Genomic DNA, 13,372 nt, shown 5'->3' on the forward strand with positions numbered 1-13,372 from the left:
CATTGGTCATGACGGATAAGGTCCTCGCGGCGTCGGCGGATGCCTCGCCCGAAACCCTGCTCAAGCAGGCGATTCTCGGGGCCCGCGCCTCGGCCGGGAAGGCCGCCGCGCCGTCGGTCGCCGAAAGCGCGTCCTGGACCGCGAGGCTCCGTGCCGAGCCACGCATCCTGGCAATTGCCGCTGCAAGTTTGGGCCTCGGTGCACTCGTGGGCGCCGGCGCGATGAGCCTAGCGGCCCCGCGCGCGACGGACGGTCGCGAGACCCTGGCGCAGATCCGTCATCAGATCGAAATCGGCCGCACCGAATCCGACCGTCAGGTCGAGCGCCTGGCCAAGGGCCTCGCGCAACTCCAAGACACAGCCGAGGCCGCCCGTACGGAGGCCAAGGCGCGTCACACGACTCTCGCGGAGCGTCTCGGACGCACCGAGCAGACCCTCGCCACGAAGCTCGCTGCCACCGGCGACCGTCTCGAGCAGGCTGAGAAGGACCAGAGCGCCCGCCTCGCGGCACTGACCGCGCAGATCGAGAAGCGCGCCGCGGCCCCGGCTCCGTCCCCCGTCGTCGCGCCCCAGGCCGCCAAGCCGGCCGCCCTCGAGCCCACCGAGACGGGTGCGATTCCGGACAAGCCGAAGCCGTCACCGGCCGAAGGCTGGGCCGTGCGCGAGGTCTATGATGGCGTGGCGGTTCTGGAGGATCGCAAGCGACGGCTCGTCGAGGTCGGTCCCGGTGACACCGTTCCGGGTGTCGGACGCATCGAGAGTATCGAGCGGCGCGGCAAGACCTGGGTCGTCGTCACCAAGCAGGGAACCATCACGCCGCAGACGTGGTGATGCCCGAACGCCTCATAAGCCTCCAAGGCGTCCGGTTCAGGACGCCTGGGCTTCGATCTCGGTCTCGGGGTGCCGAACCGGGAAGCGCGGCTCGACCGTCAGCGGGTCCGCCATCATCGAACCCCGCGCGGCGCGATTGCGGCCGTGCGTCAGGGCGCGCGTCTGAGCCTCCGCCGACGGGTGCAGGATCGACGTCAGGAAGGCGAAGCCTTCGAAGTCGGAATCAAGGTTCTTGGCTTCGAACACTGGCATGGCGGTCACCGGACCCAAGGTCCTGAATGGCCCCCGGAGGGGGCCGCAGGACCCGTCATTGGCAGATAATGTGGACAACGGCAATAAGTTCCAAAAGGACGCGATTATTTACCGTTAATTCACCTCTGCCCCCCGTCGAAGGTTAACTCGGTGCGGAAGCGCACCTGATTACAGTGTTCGCGCATCCCGATAGATCGCCGCCGGCAGGCCCGCGATGTCGGTCTCGACGGCCAGAAGATGCCCGGCCATCGGGTCGGCGGCGGGGTCACGCCCGCGCAGGGCGGTCGTCACGAACAGGGTGGTCAGGTCCGGTCCGCCGAAGGCGCACTTGGTGACCAGTTCGGTGGGCACCGGCACGACGCGCTCGATCGCCCCCGCCGGGTCGAAGCGGGTGATGCGCGAACCGCCGTAGTGGCAGACCCAGAGATACCCGGCGGCATCCACTGTCAGACCGTCCGGCTTGCCCCAATCGGATTCGAAGACCGCGAAGGGCTGTGCCGGTCCGATGCGGTCTTCCGCGATGGAATGGACCCGGATGACCCCCTCGGCGGTGTCCGCGGTGTAGATCCGGCTGCCGTCGGCCGTGACCACCGGACCATTCGACACCGCGACGCGGCCGCCGAAGGCATCGAGGCGCCCGCCGTGCCAGCGGTGGAAGGTCCCGGTGGGCTCCGCCTCCGCATCGTCCATGGTGCTGAAGTAGAGGGCGCCGTCCGGCCCGACATGGCCGCTGTTGAGCCGGTTGCCCGCGTGATGATCGTCGGGCGTCACCAGCGGCGTCCGCCGGCCGCTCTCCAGATGGAGCAGCACGACCCCGGATTCGAAACCGGCGAGCACGGTGTCGGGATCTTCGGTGAGGAGAGCGAAGCCCAGCTTCTCGTCCTGCGGGTAATGCTGGGTCGTCCCGCTCGCGGGATGGTGGCGCCAGATCGTCGGGGTCTCGACATCCACCCAGGTGAGCGTGTCCGAGCGCGCATCCCAGGTCGCCTCCTCGCCGAGTTCGCAGCGGCAGGGAACGGCGACGCGGGGCGTATGCGGGTGGACGCGCAGGGTCATCGTGTCGGGCTCCGGGCTCGGCAGGGGGGACTTGTAGAGGTCGGGGGCGGTACGTCACGCCGGCGCCGTCGGTCAGGCGACGTCCTCGCGCAGGAGTTCGGTGTTCACCGCGAAGGCTGCCATGGCGCCCTCGGCGGCGGCCACGACGGCGAATTGCACCCGGCGGGAGGCGTCCCCGGCGACGAACAGGCCGGGAACGTTGGTGGTCTCGTACTCGCCGGTCGGCACCACGCCCTTTCGGGTGAGGTCGCAGCCGAGCTGCGTGATGAGCTCGGACGGCTCGCAGGGCATCGGCATCAGGAACACGGCGTGGCAGGGCAAGCTCGTCCCGTCCGCGAAGGTGAGGTGCTGCGGCTGGCGCCCATCCCCCTCCAGGCGCCGGATCGGTGTCTCGACGATGCGGACACCGTGGCGGGCCAGGCGCGCGCGATCGCGGTCGGAGAGCGTGGTCGGCTGAGCATCGGTACAGAGGGTGACGTCGTCGCTCCAGACGGTCACCTCGAGGGCCATGCCCTTGGCCGCGTCGCCGTGAGCGTAGACGACGAGGGGCCGGTCCCGATTCTCGTAGCCGTCGCAATAGGGGCAGGAATGGACGCCGTGGCCCCAGTAGTGGTCGAAGCCCTCCACCGAGGGCAGGGCCTGGTGCAGGCCCGTCGCCAGGACCAGCTTGCGCGTCGTCTCGTGGGTGCCGTCGGCGAGGATGACGGAGAAGCCGTCGTCCTGGCCCCGGGCCTCGGTGACCTTGATTGTCCGGCGCTCCACCGTCGGGTAGCGCGCCAAATCGGCCTCGGCCTGCGCGCGCAGCTCCAGGGGCGGCGTGCCGTCCCGGGTGAAGACGCCCCAGCTCCGCGGCGTGACCGCGTTGCGCGGGTGGCCGGCATCGCAGAGGAGAACGTCGCGGCGGCAGCGGCCGAGGATGAGTGCCGCGTTGAGGCCTGCCGGGCCGCCGCCGACGATGATGACGTCGCGCATGTCGTGCCGCTCCCCGGTCTGACCTGTCCGAAACTCAACGGCCGGACCCGGGGGGATGTTCGGTTCTTCGCCCCTTCGGACAGGAAAAAGGGCGCTCGCGCGCCCTGATTCCGTCCCGCAGGCGTGACGCGCCTCAGGCGGCGGTCGGCGCCTTCACGGGAATGCCCTTCTCGGACAGGAACTGGTGCAGCTCGCCCGACTGGAACATCTCGCGGGTGATGTCGCAGCCGCCGACGAACTCACCCTTCACGTAGATCTGCGGAATCGTCGGCCAGTTGGAGAAGGCCTTGATGCCGTCGCGGATCGCCATGTCGTCGAGGACGTTCACGCCCTTGAACGGCACTTCCAGGTAGTTGAGGATCTGCACGACCTGGCCCGAGAAGCCGCACATCGGGAATTGCGGCGTGCCCTTCATGAAGACGACCACGTCCTGGGACTTGATCTCGTTCTCGATCGCGGTGTTGACGTCGCTCATGGTGTCGGTCCTCTGAGATGTGATGCTGATCTAATGATGGTCGGTCGGCCTGTTCAAGGTCGCGGCCAAGCGTTCGAGCGCCCAATCCATCGTCAAGCTCTCGGCGACGAGTTCGTCCGGGGTGAACGGCATCCTGTCGGGCAAGCCCGCAACGAGATGATCGTCGTACATCTGGAGCGACGCCTCCGCCTGGAGGCGGGCGGTCTTCCAGATCCAATCCCAGTCGATCCGTCGCCGCATGCCCGGCGCGTAGGCCCGGCGTGCGGCGGCATGGAATGCGATCACCTCGACCCGCCACGATCGGGTCGACTGCGCACGCGGCGCGGACATGTATTTCAGGACATGGATGAGGGTTTGAAGGAGCTGCTGCTCCACCGCGCTGATCTGGGACCGGCCCACGCTCTCGATCTCCTCGGCCACGTTCTCCCAATCGAGGATGTTCGAGAGGTCCGGCCGGCGGGCGAGGGCGCGCAGGGTCGAGGCCTGCTGCTCGGCCCAGGTCACGATGTCGTCGTCGTAGAGGCTCGGCTGGTCCATGCGATCCGCCTCCGCGGAAGCCTCAATCCTGCGGGACGCCGGTGGTGAGCGCAAGCGCGTGCAGCACGCCCCCCATCCGACCCTGAAGCGCGCCGTAGACCATCTGGTGCTGGGCGACCCGGGTCTTTCCCTTGAACGCCGAGGACAGCACCGTGGCGGCGTAATGATCGCCGTCCCCGGCCAGATCCTTGATCTCGATCCGGGCGTCGGGCAGCGCCTCTCGGATCATCGCCTCGATCTCGCGCGCATCCATCGGCATCGGGTTGGCTCCTGACGAACGGGAAGGGGGGCTTCAGGCCGGGACGCCGGCCGGCTGGCTCGCCATGTAGGCCGGCAGCCAGCCCTCATGGGTCTCGCGCAATTCGGCCACCGATATGGTCTCGCCCTGCGGCAGGGTCAAATGGTCGTTGCCCGTCACGCCGATCACCGCTGCCGGGATGCCCTGGGCGGAGGCGCTGTAGAGCAGGTCCGGCGCGGTCTCGGGGTCGACCGCCAGCAGGTAGCGGGCCTGATCCTCGCCGAAGAGGTAGGCGTGGGTCGGCACCCCCTGGGGCACCTCGGGAAGGGCCGCGCCGATCCCACCCGCCATCGCCATCTCGGCCAGCGCCACGGCGAGGCCGCCGTCGGACAGGTCGTGGACGGTGTCGACGAGGCCGGAGGTGATGAGCCCGCGCACGAAGTCGCCGTTGCGCCGCTCGACGGCCAGATCCACCGGGGGTGGAGCCCCGTCCTCGCGCCCGGCGATCACCGACAGGTAGACCGACTGCCCGAGCCAGCCGGCGGTCTCTCCGATCAGGACGAGGACGTCGCCGGCGCGCTTGAAGTTCAGCGTGGCGTGGCGCGTCACGTCGTCGAGCACGCCGACGCCGCCGATGGTGGGGGTGGGCAGGATGCCGACGCCGTTGGTCTCGTTGTAGAGCGAGACGTTCCCCGAGACGACGGGAAAGTCGAGGGCCTTGCAGGCCTCGCCGATGCCCTTGAGGCAGCCAACGAGCTGGCCCATCACCTCGGGCTTCTCCGGGTTGCCGAAGTTGAGGTTGTCGGTGATGGCGAGGGGCCGTCCACCGACCGCGGTGATGTTGCGCCAGGCCTCGGCCACGGCCTGCTTGCCGCCCTCCACCGGATCGGCCTCGCAGTAGCGCGGGGTGACGTCGGCCGTCATGGCGAGCCCGCGCGGGCCGTCCTCGACCCGCACGATGGCGGCGTCGCCGCCCGGCTTCTGCACGGTGTTGCCGCCGATGAAGTGGTCGTACTGCTCGTAGACCCAGCGCTTCGACGAGAGGTCGGGCGAGCCCACGAGGCGCTTCAGCGCCTCGGCGCTGCCCACGGTCTCGGGCACGTCGGCGGCGGCGAGCACCGGCTGGTGCGTGTTGGCGATGTGAGGCCGGTCGTAGAGGGGCGCCTCGTCGCCGAGCTCCTTGATCGGCAGGTCGGCCATGACGACGCCGTCATGCTTCACGACGAAGCGGAGCGTGTCGGTGGTGTGCCCGATAATCGCGAAGTCGAGGCCCCACTTCACGAAGATCGCCTCGGCCTCGGCCTCCATGCCGGGCTTGAGCACCATGAGCATGCGCTCCTGGCTCTCGGAGAGCATCATCTCGTAGGCGGTCATGCCGGCTTCGCGGGCGGGCACCTTCTCGATGTGGAGCTCGACGCCGAGGTCGCCCTTGGCGCCCATCTCGACGGCCGAGCAGGTGAGGCCGGCGGCGCCCATGTCCTGGATCGCGATCACGGCGCCCGAGGCCATCAGCTCGAGGCAGGCCTCCAGCAGCAGCTTCTCGGCGAAGGGGTCGCCGACCTGCACGGTGGGGCGCTTCGACTCGGAAGCGTCGTCGAACTCGGCCGACGCCATGGTGGCACCGTGGATGCCGTCGCGGCCGGTCTTGGAGCCGAGATAGACGATCGGATTGCCCACGCCCGTGGCGGCCGCGTAGAAGATCCCGTCGGTGCGGGCGAGGCCCACCGCCATGGCGTTGACGAGGATGTTGCCGTCGTAGCGCGGGTGGAAGCCCATGGCGCCGCCCACCGTCGGCACGCCGAAGGAATTGCCGTAACCGCCGATGCCCGCGACCACCCCGGAGACGAGGTGGCGGGTGCGCGGATGGTCCGGTGAGCCGAAGCGAAGCGCGTTCAGGGCCGCGATCGGGCGCGCGCCCATCGTGAAGACGTCGCGCAGGATGCCGCCGACGCCGGTCGTCGCGCCCTGGTAGGGCTCGATGAAGCTCGGGTGGTTGTGGCTTTCCATCTTGAAGACGCAGGCGAGCCCGTCACCGATATCGATGACGCCGGCATTCTCGCCGGGTCCCTGGATCACCCAGGGTGCCGAGGTCGGCAGGCCGCGCAGGTGCTTGCGGGAGGATTTGTAGGAGCAGTGCTCGTTCCACATCGCCGAGACGATGCCGAGCTCGGTCAGGGTCGGGTCGCGCCCGATCAAGCCACGGAAGCGCTCGAACTCGTCCGGCGTCAGGCCGTGCTGGCGGACCAGTTCGGGGGTGATCGGAACATCGTTGCGGAACATGCGACCCTCTCGGCACGGCCCCCGTCCGGGTCCGGCCGTGCGTGACGGCTCTAGAGCGGAACGCCGCGCCCTGGCAACACGCGATCGTGGATCGAGCCCGATCCGAGGCCCTAATCCTCCGGGCTTTCGGCGATGAAACGCCCTTTGGGCTGCTCCGTCACGTCCCGCCAGCGCCGGATCAGCGCGTGGACGGGCTCGGCACCGGCCACGAAGGCGACGTAGTCGAAGGCCTCCGGGTCGCGGCTCGACATCAGCAGCTGGAAGTGCATCCGGAACAGGTTCCATTTGCGCCGGGCGATGATGCGCTTCTCGATCAGGTCCTCGATCCGGACGTGAATCGCGACGGGGCGATGGACGAGGGGCGCCGGCAGCTTCGAGGCGCTGAGCGGATTGCGCTGGTGCACCGAGAGCCAGTCCCACTTGGCCCGGACGTCGAGCCAGCGGATCGCGTCGCTCGCCGCCACGCGGGCCAGGGCGCCGCGGGTCTCCGTGGCGCGGGGATCGAGGGTGATCCACGGGATGACGCTGCCGATGCTCACGAAGGAGACCGGCGTGCCGCGCCGGCCGAATTCGGGATCGGCCACGAGCACCCGATCGAGGGCCTCGAGCCCGAGGAAGCTCGACGAGGAATGGCCGATCACCACGATCTCGGACGCCCGGCCCTCGGCGCCCCGGATGATCGACGCGAAGGCGTCGAGTCGGGCGCGCATCCGGGTGTCGGCGCCGCTGGCGTGATCGTGGGTGAAGGCGGTGTCGTCGACGAGATGCGCCACGTAGAACGGCTTGCCGCGGGTCGCCCGCATGAGCAGCGCCAGGATTCCGTAGGCCAGCACGGGCACCGTCAGGATCTTCCAGAACCCGGACAGGCCGGGCACCAGGTCGATGGCCGCCGCCGCGACGCCGAGGCTCAGCACGACCAGGAACAGGTAGATCAGGTGGACCCCGAGGATGACCCGGGCGAAGCGCCGGGCCTCACGTCGGAAGGGCCGGAGGTAGCCGGAGCGGATCAGGCGCCACCACAGGGCCGGCACCTCGAGCAGGCGGCGGCCGTTGGCGCGGGGGAACCGGGCCGCGACGATATCGTCCCAGCGCAGCAGCGTGTAGTGCGTCGTGTGTCCGTCGAGGTCGACGCGCCAGTCGACGGCGAGCCCGTCCGCGCTCCGCTTCGGATCGCCGACCGTGATCGCCATTCCGCGCCGGACGGCCGTCAGCCGGGCTTCCCGCCGGAACAGACCCCAATAGGTCTCGGGTTCGCGGGGATCGAAGCCCGGCATGTAGAAGACCTGACGGGCGGCCGGAGCGGGCGGATCTGAGGGCGTGATGATGGGGACCCGTCCAATTCGAAGCTGGCGGCCGCTGGCCGCGCCCGTCCCTACACGATGGCGATCCGGATAGACGAGTGCGAAAGCGCATCAGGGCGGCGACGGCGCGGCCGTCACGGTACGCCCTACCGGACGGCCGGCGCGTGGGACAGGAAATCGGCCACCGCCGCGACGAAGCGTTCGCCGTAGGCCTCGCGCTTGCGCTCGCCGACGCCGTGGACGGTGCGCAGGGCGTAGAGGTCGACGGGCTTGGTGCGGGCCATCTCGATCAGGGTCCGGTCGGGGAACACCATGAAGGCGGCGATGCCCTCGGCCCGGGCGATGGTGGCCCGCAGGCCGCGCAGGTGCTGGAACAGGGCCTCGGTGGCGGGATCGAGGTCGAGGCTCGCGTCCTCGCGGGCGGCTCCGCGCTTCCGATCGCGCGACTCGGCCACCTTCGGCTCGGGGTCGGGGCGCATCTGGATGGCCTCGCGGCCGAACAGGATCGCCTCACCCTTGTCCGTGAGCGAGAGCCCCCCGAACCCGTCGCCATTCTCGGTCACGGCCCCGGCGGCGAAGAGCTGACGCAGCATCGCGCGCCAGGCGGCGATGGGCTTGTCGGCGCCGACCCCGAAGGTCTTCAGCGCCGTGTGTCCGTTGCGCCGGATCGGGTCGGATTCCTTCCCGTGCACCACGTCGCAGACATAGGCCGCGCCGAAGCGCTGGCCGGTGCGCACGATGGCCGAGAGCAGCTTCTGGGCCGGCACCGTCGCGTCGATGAGCGAGACGCCGCTGCGGCAGAGATCGCAGCGGCCGCAGGGCTCGCTCGCCTCGCCGAAATATCCGAGCAGGGACTGGCGCCGGCAGGTCGCGCCCTCGCAGAGGGCGATCATGGCTTCCAGCTTGCGCCGTTCCACGCGCCGGCGCTCGTCCGGCACCTCCTTCTCGTCGATCTGGCGACGGCGCAGGGCCATGTCGTCGAGACCGTAGATGGTCAGGGTGTCGGCGGGCAGGCCGTCGCGGCCGGCGCGGCCGATCTCCTGGTAGTAGCCCTCGACGTTGGAGGGCATGTCGGCGTGGCAGACGAAGCGCACGTCGGGCTTGTTGATGCCCATGCCGAAGGCGACGGTGGCGGTCATCACGACACCGTCCTCCTGCAGGAAGGTGTCCTGGTTCCGCATCCGCGTGCCCTGGTCGAGACCGGCATGGTAGGGCAGGGCGTTGAAGCCGTCCTTGGCCAGGGTCTCGGCCAGTTGCTCGGTGCGCTTGCGCGACGAGCAGTAGATGATCCCGCTCTCGGCGCGGCGGTGGCGCAGGAACCGCTCGATCTGGCGGGTCGGGTTGTCCTTCGGCGTGAAGGTCAGGCGGATGTTCGGCCTGTCGAAGGAATGGACGAAGGCCTTGAGCTCGCGGCCTGCCGGGAACAGCCGCTCGGTGATGTCGGCCCGGGTCGCCTTGTCGGCGGTGGCGGTGAGCGCCACGGTCTGGACGTTGCCGAGGGCTTCGCGGGCCCGGGCGAGATCCCGGTATTCCGGCCGGAAGTCGTGACCCCACTGCGAGACGCAGTGGGCCTCGTCCACGGCAAGCCGCCGCACGCCGGCGCCCCGCAGGGCATCCATCAGGCCCTCCATCATCAGGCGCTCGGGCGAGACGAAGAGCAGGCGCAGGTCGCCGGACCGGATCTGCCGCCAGGTCTCGCGGGAGGTCGCTTCCGCCACCGAGGAGTTCAGGGTCGCGGCGGCGACGCCGAAGCCGAGCATCTGCTGCACCTGATCGTGCATCAGCGCGATGAGCGGTGAGACCACCACCGTCAGCGAGGATTCCACCAGGGCCGGCAGCTGATAGGTCATCGACTTGCCGGAGCCGGTGGGCATCACGGCGAAGACGTCGGTCCCGTCGAGGACGGCGCCGATCACCTCATCCTGGCCGGGCCGGAAATCGTCGTAGCCGAAGGTTGTCTTCAACGCGGCGCGAGCCTCGTCGAGGCGGCTTGTCATGGGCATCCTGGCCTGGCGGTGAAAGGACGGGCGGGCGGCTTATGGCCCCGATGTGTCGGCAATACGCTCGCCGCGTCGAACCGGGCGGCGGGCCTTTCCGGGGATCGGCTTAATGCCTCTGGCCATCCGAAGCGAGGAGGTCAATCACTTGGCGATCAAGCTGGCGGCGCGGGCCAAGGTCGGCAAATCCGAGACGGTGCGGCGGGCGCTGGCGCACGGGATCGCGCGGGCACCGGCCGTCGCTGAAATTCGCCTTGTCCGAGCAGGACCAATCCAAGCCGTAATCGGCCCGGCACCAAGCACCGCTCCGGGTGATGGCGGATTCAGGAAGGAGACATCGGCCGATATCTCGTCGGCCCTGGCTTGATCCTTATCGAAGGGCGATCGCGACCGCGGCACCCGCCATGACGGTCGCGGAGCCGCGGTTCATCCGGCGGCGGGCTTGGCACGAAGTGAAGGTCCGGCGGGCGCGGTCGGCCGCGAGAACGTAGAGGGTCAGTACCGTCGCAAGCACCGAGATCAGGATGACCGCCATCGTCGCAAGGCCGAGCACCGAGAGATGCGGCAGATCGACGACGCTCGGGAGAAGCGCAAGGAAAAACAAGATCACCTTTGGGTTTCCCAGGGTCATCGCCAGCCCGCCGAGGAACGCGCGCAGGGCATCCTGGCGCGGGGAGGCGACCGGCAGGGCCGCGTCCACAGGGGCGTTCCAGGTCCTACAGGCCCGGAAAATTAGGTAGAGGACGCCGCCGACCTTCAGGGCCACGAAGACGGGTGCGAAAGTTTGGGCCAGGAGCGCGAAGCCGCCGCCCGCGATCGTGAACCAGGTCAGGTCGCCGACGACCATCCCGAGGACGAAGCCGAGGATGCCGCGGGTGCCCGAGGTCATCACCCGGGCTACGAGGGCAGCGATTCCTGGCCCGGGCGAGGCTACGGCGCCAGCATAGATCAGCGCGAAGAGGAGGAGGCTCGAAAGAGGCATCGCAGCGCCGCGAATCAATCCCGGGCGATCCGCCCGTCCGCGACCTTGACCATATCCGCCCGCCCGTCCAGCTCGCCGAACAGGGCCGGGTCGGCCCCCGTCATCCAGACCTGTCCCTGAAGGGCTTCGAGGGCATCGAAGAGGCCGGCGCGCCGGCGCGGATCGAGATGGGCCGCTACCTCATCGAGCAGGATCACGGGCGCCAGGCCGCTCATGGCTTGAACCAGGCGGGCATGGGCGAGCACGAGGCCGATGAGAAGCGCCTTCTGCTCGCCGGTGGAGGCGGTGGCGGCGGGGACGTCCTTCGGGCCGTGGCGGACCACGAGGTCGCTGGTCTGCGGCCCGCTGAGGGTGCGCCCGGCGGCGCGGTCGCGGCTGCGGCCCTGGCGCAGGGCCATGCGGAAGCGGTCCTCGGCCTCGATCGCGGGCCAGACCGCCACGAGGTCGTCGAGGTCGCCCTCCAGGCGCAGTCCGGCCCAGGGAAAGGGCTGGGTATCGTCGCGGGTCTCGGCGATCAGCCGATCCAGGCGCTCCGCGGTCTCGCGCCGGGCCAGCGCGACGGCGACGCCGAGTTCGGCCACCTCGCGCTCGATCGCGTCGAGCCACTGGCCATCGTTGGGCCGCTCGTCGAGCAGCCGGTTGCGCGAGCGCAGGGCGCGCTCCATCGCGTTGACGCGGGCGCCGTGGCTCGCATCCACCGCGAGAACGAGGCGGTCGAGGAAGCGGCGTCGCTCGCCGGCGGGACCGCGGAACAGGCCGTCCAGGTCCGGGGTCAGCCAGACCACCCGCAGGAATTCCGAGAAGGCCACGGGGGAGGGCGCGGGGGCGCCGTCGATCCGGCAGAGGCGGGCGGCGCGTCCGTCGAAGCCGGGCGGCTCGTAGCCGGTGCCGATCCGGTGCTCGGTCTCCTCCCCCGCCAGGGTCATCGAGACGGCAAAGCCGCCGGGGCCGCCGCTGCGCGGCATCGCGGCGAGGTCGGCCCGACGCAGGCCGCGGCCCGGCGAGAACAGCGAGATCGCTTCGAGGAGGTTGGTCTTGCCGGCCCCGTTCTCGCCGACCAAGGCGACGAAGCGGCGGTCGACCGCGAGGTCGAGGTCGGCGTGGTTGCGGAAGTCGCGACAGATCAGACGGGTGAGGCGCACCCGTCAGGCCTTAGCCGATCGGCCCGGGCCTGTCTCGCGCCGCGAGGGCGCGATGCACCGATCAGACCCGCATCGGCATCAGGACGTAGAGGGCGGCCGCGCCCTCGCGATCCTGGATCAGGGTCGGCGAACCCGGATCGGCGAGCTTGAACAGGGCGGTGTCGCCCTCGAGCTGGCTCGTGATGTCGAGGAGGTAGCGGGCGTTGAAGCCGATATCGAGGGCCGGCGCGTCGTAATCGACGTCGAGCTCCTCGGTCGCGCTGCCGGAATCCGGGTTGTTGACCGAGAGGGCGAGGCGGCCTTCCTGGACGGCCAGCTTCACGGCCCGTCCGCGCTCCGAGGAGATCGTCGAGACGCGGTCGACGGCCTTGGCGAAGACGTCGCGCTCGACCGTGAGGAACTTGTCGTTCCCGGAGGGGATGACGCGCTGGTAATCCGGGAAGGTGCCGTCGATCAGCTTCGAGATCAGCACCACGCCGCTGGCGAACTTGAAGCGGATCTTGGCCGGCGACAGGTCGATCTCGACGCTCTCGCCGCCATCCTCCACGAGCTTGATGATCTCGGAGACCGCCTTGCGGGGTACGATGATGCCCGGCATGTCGCGGCTGCCCTCGGGCGCCTCGATCTCGACCCGCGCCAGGCGGTGGCCATCGGTGGCGACGCCGCGCATGCGCAGCGCGCCCTCCACCTCGATGGTGTGGAGGTAGATGCCGTTGAGGTAGTAGCGCGTCTCTTCGGTCGAGATCGCGAACTGCGTCTTCTCGATCAGGCGCTTGAGGTCGGAGGCCGCGATCACGAAGTGGGTCGGCAGCTCGCCGGCCGCGAGGTCGGGGAAATCGCCCTCGGGCAAGGCACCGAGGGAGAAGCGCGAGCGGCCGGAGCGGATCGTCATCTGCCCGGTCTCGCCGCTGGTCTCCAGGGAGACCTGGGCGCCGTCCGGCAGCTTGCGGACGATGTCGTAGATGACGTGCGCGGGCACCGTGGTGGCGCCGGCATCGACCACCTCGGCCGGGATCGTCTCCGTCACCTCGATGTCGAGGTCGGTCGCCTTCAGCTCAAGGCCGTCGGCATGGCAGCGCAGGAGCACGTTGGAGAGGATCGGGATCGTATTCCGCCGCTCCACCACGCGGTGCACGTGGCCGAGCGACCGAAGAAGGGCCGCACGCTCGACAGTGACTCTCATGGTCTGAACTCGTGGTCTCTCATCGGGCGCCGCCGGGAGGTGCGCGTTCGACGCGCTCCGGCCCTGCGGGCACCCTGGCACCGTGGCCGCTGAACTTGGCGAAGCCTCCCGGGGAACGCAAGTGCGA

The 13,372-nt window shown here is 69.7% G+C and carries 14 protein-coding genes; 2 read left to right on the plus strand and 12 right to left on the minus strand.

Annotated elements, in window-relative coordinates:
• Positions 1–8: 8 nt before the first annotated feature.
• The gene (locus ASF58_RS11535; protein WP_055951900.1) at positions 9–830 is read left to right on the plus strand and encodes a hypothetical protein; all 822 of its coding nucleotides are present in this window, start codon (positions 9–11) and stop codon (positions 828–830) included.
• A gap of 36 nt (positions 831–866) precedes the next feature.
• On the opposite strand, the gene ASF58_RS11540 is transcribed toward ASF58_RS11535, so the two are convergent.
• From ASF58_RS11540 to recQ, 9 genes are all read right to left on the minus strand, one after another.
• Positions 867–1,082 (minus strand): hypothetical protein, encoded by a 216-nt coding sequence (locus ASF58_RS11540; RefSeq protein WP_055953631.1) that lies wholly within the window; start codon positions 1,080–1,082, stop codon positions 867–869.
• Positions 1,083–1,250: 168 nt separating this feature from the next.
• The gene (locus ASF58_RS11545; protein WP_055951903.1) at positions 1,251–2,138 is read right to left on the minus strand and encodes an SMP-30/gluconolactonase/LRE family protein; all 888 of its coding nucleotides are present in this window, start codon (positions 2,136–2,138) and stop codon (positions 1,251–1,253) included.
• A 72-nt stretch (positions 2,139–2,210) separates the two neighbouring features.
• Positions 2,211–3,110 carry an NAD(P)/FAD-dependent oxidoreductase gene (locus ASF58_RS11550; RefSeq protein WP_055951906.1) on the minus strand — a complete coding sequence of 300 codons (900 nt, stop codon included), beginning with the start codon at positions 3,108–3,110 and terminating at the stop codon, positions 2,211–2,213.
• A gap of 133 nt (positions 3,111–3,243) precedes the next feature.
• A complete protein-coding gene (grxD, locus tag ASF58_RS11555; RefSeq protein WP_055951908.1) occupies positions 3,244–3,585 on the minus strand; it encodes a Grx4 family monothiol glutaredoxin in 342 nt (113 codons plus the stop codon).
• A 30-nt stretch (positions 3,586–3,615) separates the two neighbouring features.
• Positions 3,616–4,122, minus strand: a complete 507-nt coding sequence (locus ASF58_RS11560; protein WP_055951912.1) for a DUF29 domain-containing protein — start codon at positions 4,120–4,122, stop codon at positions 3,616–3,618.
• Positions 4,123–4,144: 22 nt separating this feature from the next.
• Complete coding sequence (locus ASF58_RS11565; protein ID WP_055951915.1) at positions 4,145–4,381, minus strand: BolA family transcriptional regulator; 237 nt, start codon at positions 4,379–4,381, stop codon at positions 4,145–4,147.
• Between the two features lie 33 nt (positions 4,382–4,414).
• The gene (gene purL, locus ASF58_RS11570; protein ID WP_055951918.1) at positions 4,415–6,640 is read right to left on the minus strand and encodes a phosphoribosylformylglycinamidine synthase subunit PurL; all 2,226 of its coding nucleotides are present in this window, start codon (positions 6,638–6,640) and stop codon (positions 4,415–4,417) included.
• Between the two features lie 110 nt (positions 6,641–6,750).
• Positions 6,751–7,914 carry a hypothetical protein gene (locus ASF58_RS11575; protein WP_055951922.1) on the minus strand — a complete coding sequence of 388 codons (1,164 nt, stop codon included), beginning with the start codon at positions 7,912–7,914 and terminating at the stop codon, positions 6,751–6,753.
• A gap of 173 nt (positions 7,915–8,087) precedes the next feature.
• Complete coding sequence (gene recQ, locus ASF58_RS11580) at positions 8,088–9,938, minus strand: DNA helicase RecQ (RefSeq protein ID WP_055951925.1); 1,851 nt, start codon at positions 9,936–9,938, stop codon at positions 8,088–8,090.
• Positions 9,939–10,050: 112 nt separating this feature from the next.
• Between recQ and ASF58_RS24920 the strand changes: the two genes are divergently transcribed.
• Positions 10,051–10,305, plus strand: a complete 255-nt coding sequence (locus ASF58_RS24920) for a type II toxin-antitoxin system VapB family antitoxin (protein ID WP_082513006.1) — start codon at positions 10,051–10,053, stop codon at positions 10,303–10,305.
• A 3-nt stretch (positions 10,306–10,308) separates the two neighbouring features.
• Here the strand turns inward: ASF58_RS24920 and ASF58_RS11585 are convergent, their stop codons facing one another.
• The 3 genes from ASF58_RS11585 to dnaN all read right to left on the minus strand — a co-directional run bounded on the left by ASF58_RS11585 (position 10,309) and on the right by dnaN (position 13,245).
• On the minus strand, positions 10,309–10,920 hold the full coding sequence (locus ASF58_RS11585; protein ID WP_055951928.1) for a LysE family translocator: 612 nt from the start codon (positions 10,918–10,920) through the stop codon (positions 10,309–10,311).
• Positions 10,921–10,934: 14 nt separating this feature from the next.
• Entirely contained in the window at positions 10,935–12,062 is a 1,128-nt protein-coding gene (recF, locus tag ASF58_RS11590) for a DNA replication/repair protein RecF (protein WP_055951931.1), read from the minus strand.
• A gap of 61 nt (positions 12,063–12,123) precedes the next feature.
• Positions 12,124–13,245, minus strand: coding sequence for a DNA polymerase III subunit beta (gene dnaN, locus ASF58_RS11595; RefSeq protein WP_055951933.1), 1,122 nt, complete (start codon positions 13,243–13,245; stop codon positions 12,124–12,126).
• Between the last annotated feature and the right edge of the window lie 127 nt (positions 13,246–13,372).

It is taken from the genome of Methylobacterium sp. Leaf125 (assembly GCF_001423085.1).
Taxonomy (GTDB): domain Bacteria; phylum Pseudomonadota; class Alphaproteobacteria; order Rhizobiales; family Beijerinckiaceae; genus Methylobacterium.

Excerpts from the sequence above, each read along its gene's own strand:
- grxD (WP_055951908.1), bottom strand. The coding sequence starts at position 3,585 with ATGAGCGACGTCAACACCGCGATCGAGAACGAGATCAAGTCCCAGGAC.
- purL (WP_055951918.1), bottom strand. The coding sequence starts at position 6,640 with ATGTTCCGCAACGATGTTCCGATCACCCCCGAACTGGTCCGCCAGCAC.
- dnaN (WP_055951933.1), bottom strand. The coding sequence starts at position 13,245 with ATGAGAGTCACTGTCGAGCGTGCGGCCCTTCTTCGGTCGCTCGGCCAC.
- recQ (WP_055951925.1), bottom strand. The coding sequence starts at position 9,938 with ATGACAAGCCGCCTCGACGAGGCTCGCGCCGCGTTGAAGACAACCTTC.
- ASF58_RS11545 (WP_055951903.1), bottom strand. The coding sequence starts at position 2,138 with ATGACCCTGCGCGTCCACCCGCATACGCCCCGCGTCGCCGTTCCCTGC.
- ASF58_RS11585 (WP_055951928.1), bottom strand. The coding sequence starts at position 10,920 with ATGCCTCTTTCGAGCCTCCTCCTCTTCGCGCTGATCTATGCTGGCGCC.
- ASF58_RS11535 (WP_055951900.1), top strand. The coding sequence starts at position 9 with ATGACGGATAAGGTCCTCGCGGCGTCGGCGGATGCCTCGCCCGAAACC.
- ASF58_RS11575 (WP_055951922.1), bottom strand. The coding sequence starts at position 7,914 with ATGCCGGGCTTCGATCCCCGCGAACCCGAGACCTATTGGGGTCTGTTC.
- ASF58_RS11540 (WP_055953631.1), bottom strand. The coding sequence starts at position 1,082 with ATGCCAGTGTTCGAAGCCAAGAACCTTGATTCCGACTTCGAAGGCTTC.
- ASF58_RS24920 (WP_082513006.1), top strand. The coding sequence starts at position 10,051 with ATGCCTCTGGCCATCCGAAGCGAGGAGGTCAATCACTTGGCGATCAAG.
- ASF58_RS11550 (WP_055951906.1), bottom strand. The coding sequence starts at position 3,110 with ATGCGCGACGTCATCATCGTCGGCGGCGGCCCGGCAGGCCTCAACGCG.
- ASF58_RS11565 (WP_055951915.1), bottom strand. The coding sequence starts at position 4,381 with ATGCCGATGGATGCGCGCGAGATCGAGGCGATGATCCGAGAGGCGCTG.
- ASF58_RS11560 (WP_055951912.1), bottom strand. The coding sequence starts at position 4,122 with ATGGACCAGCCGAGCCTCTACGACGACGACATCGTGACCTGGGCCGAG.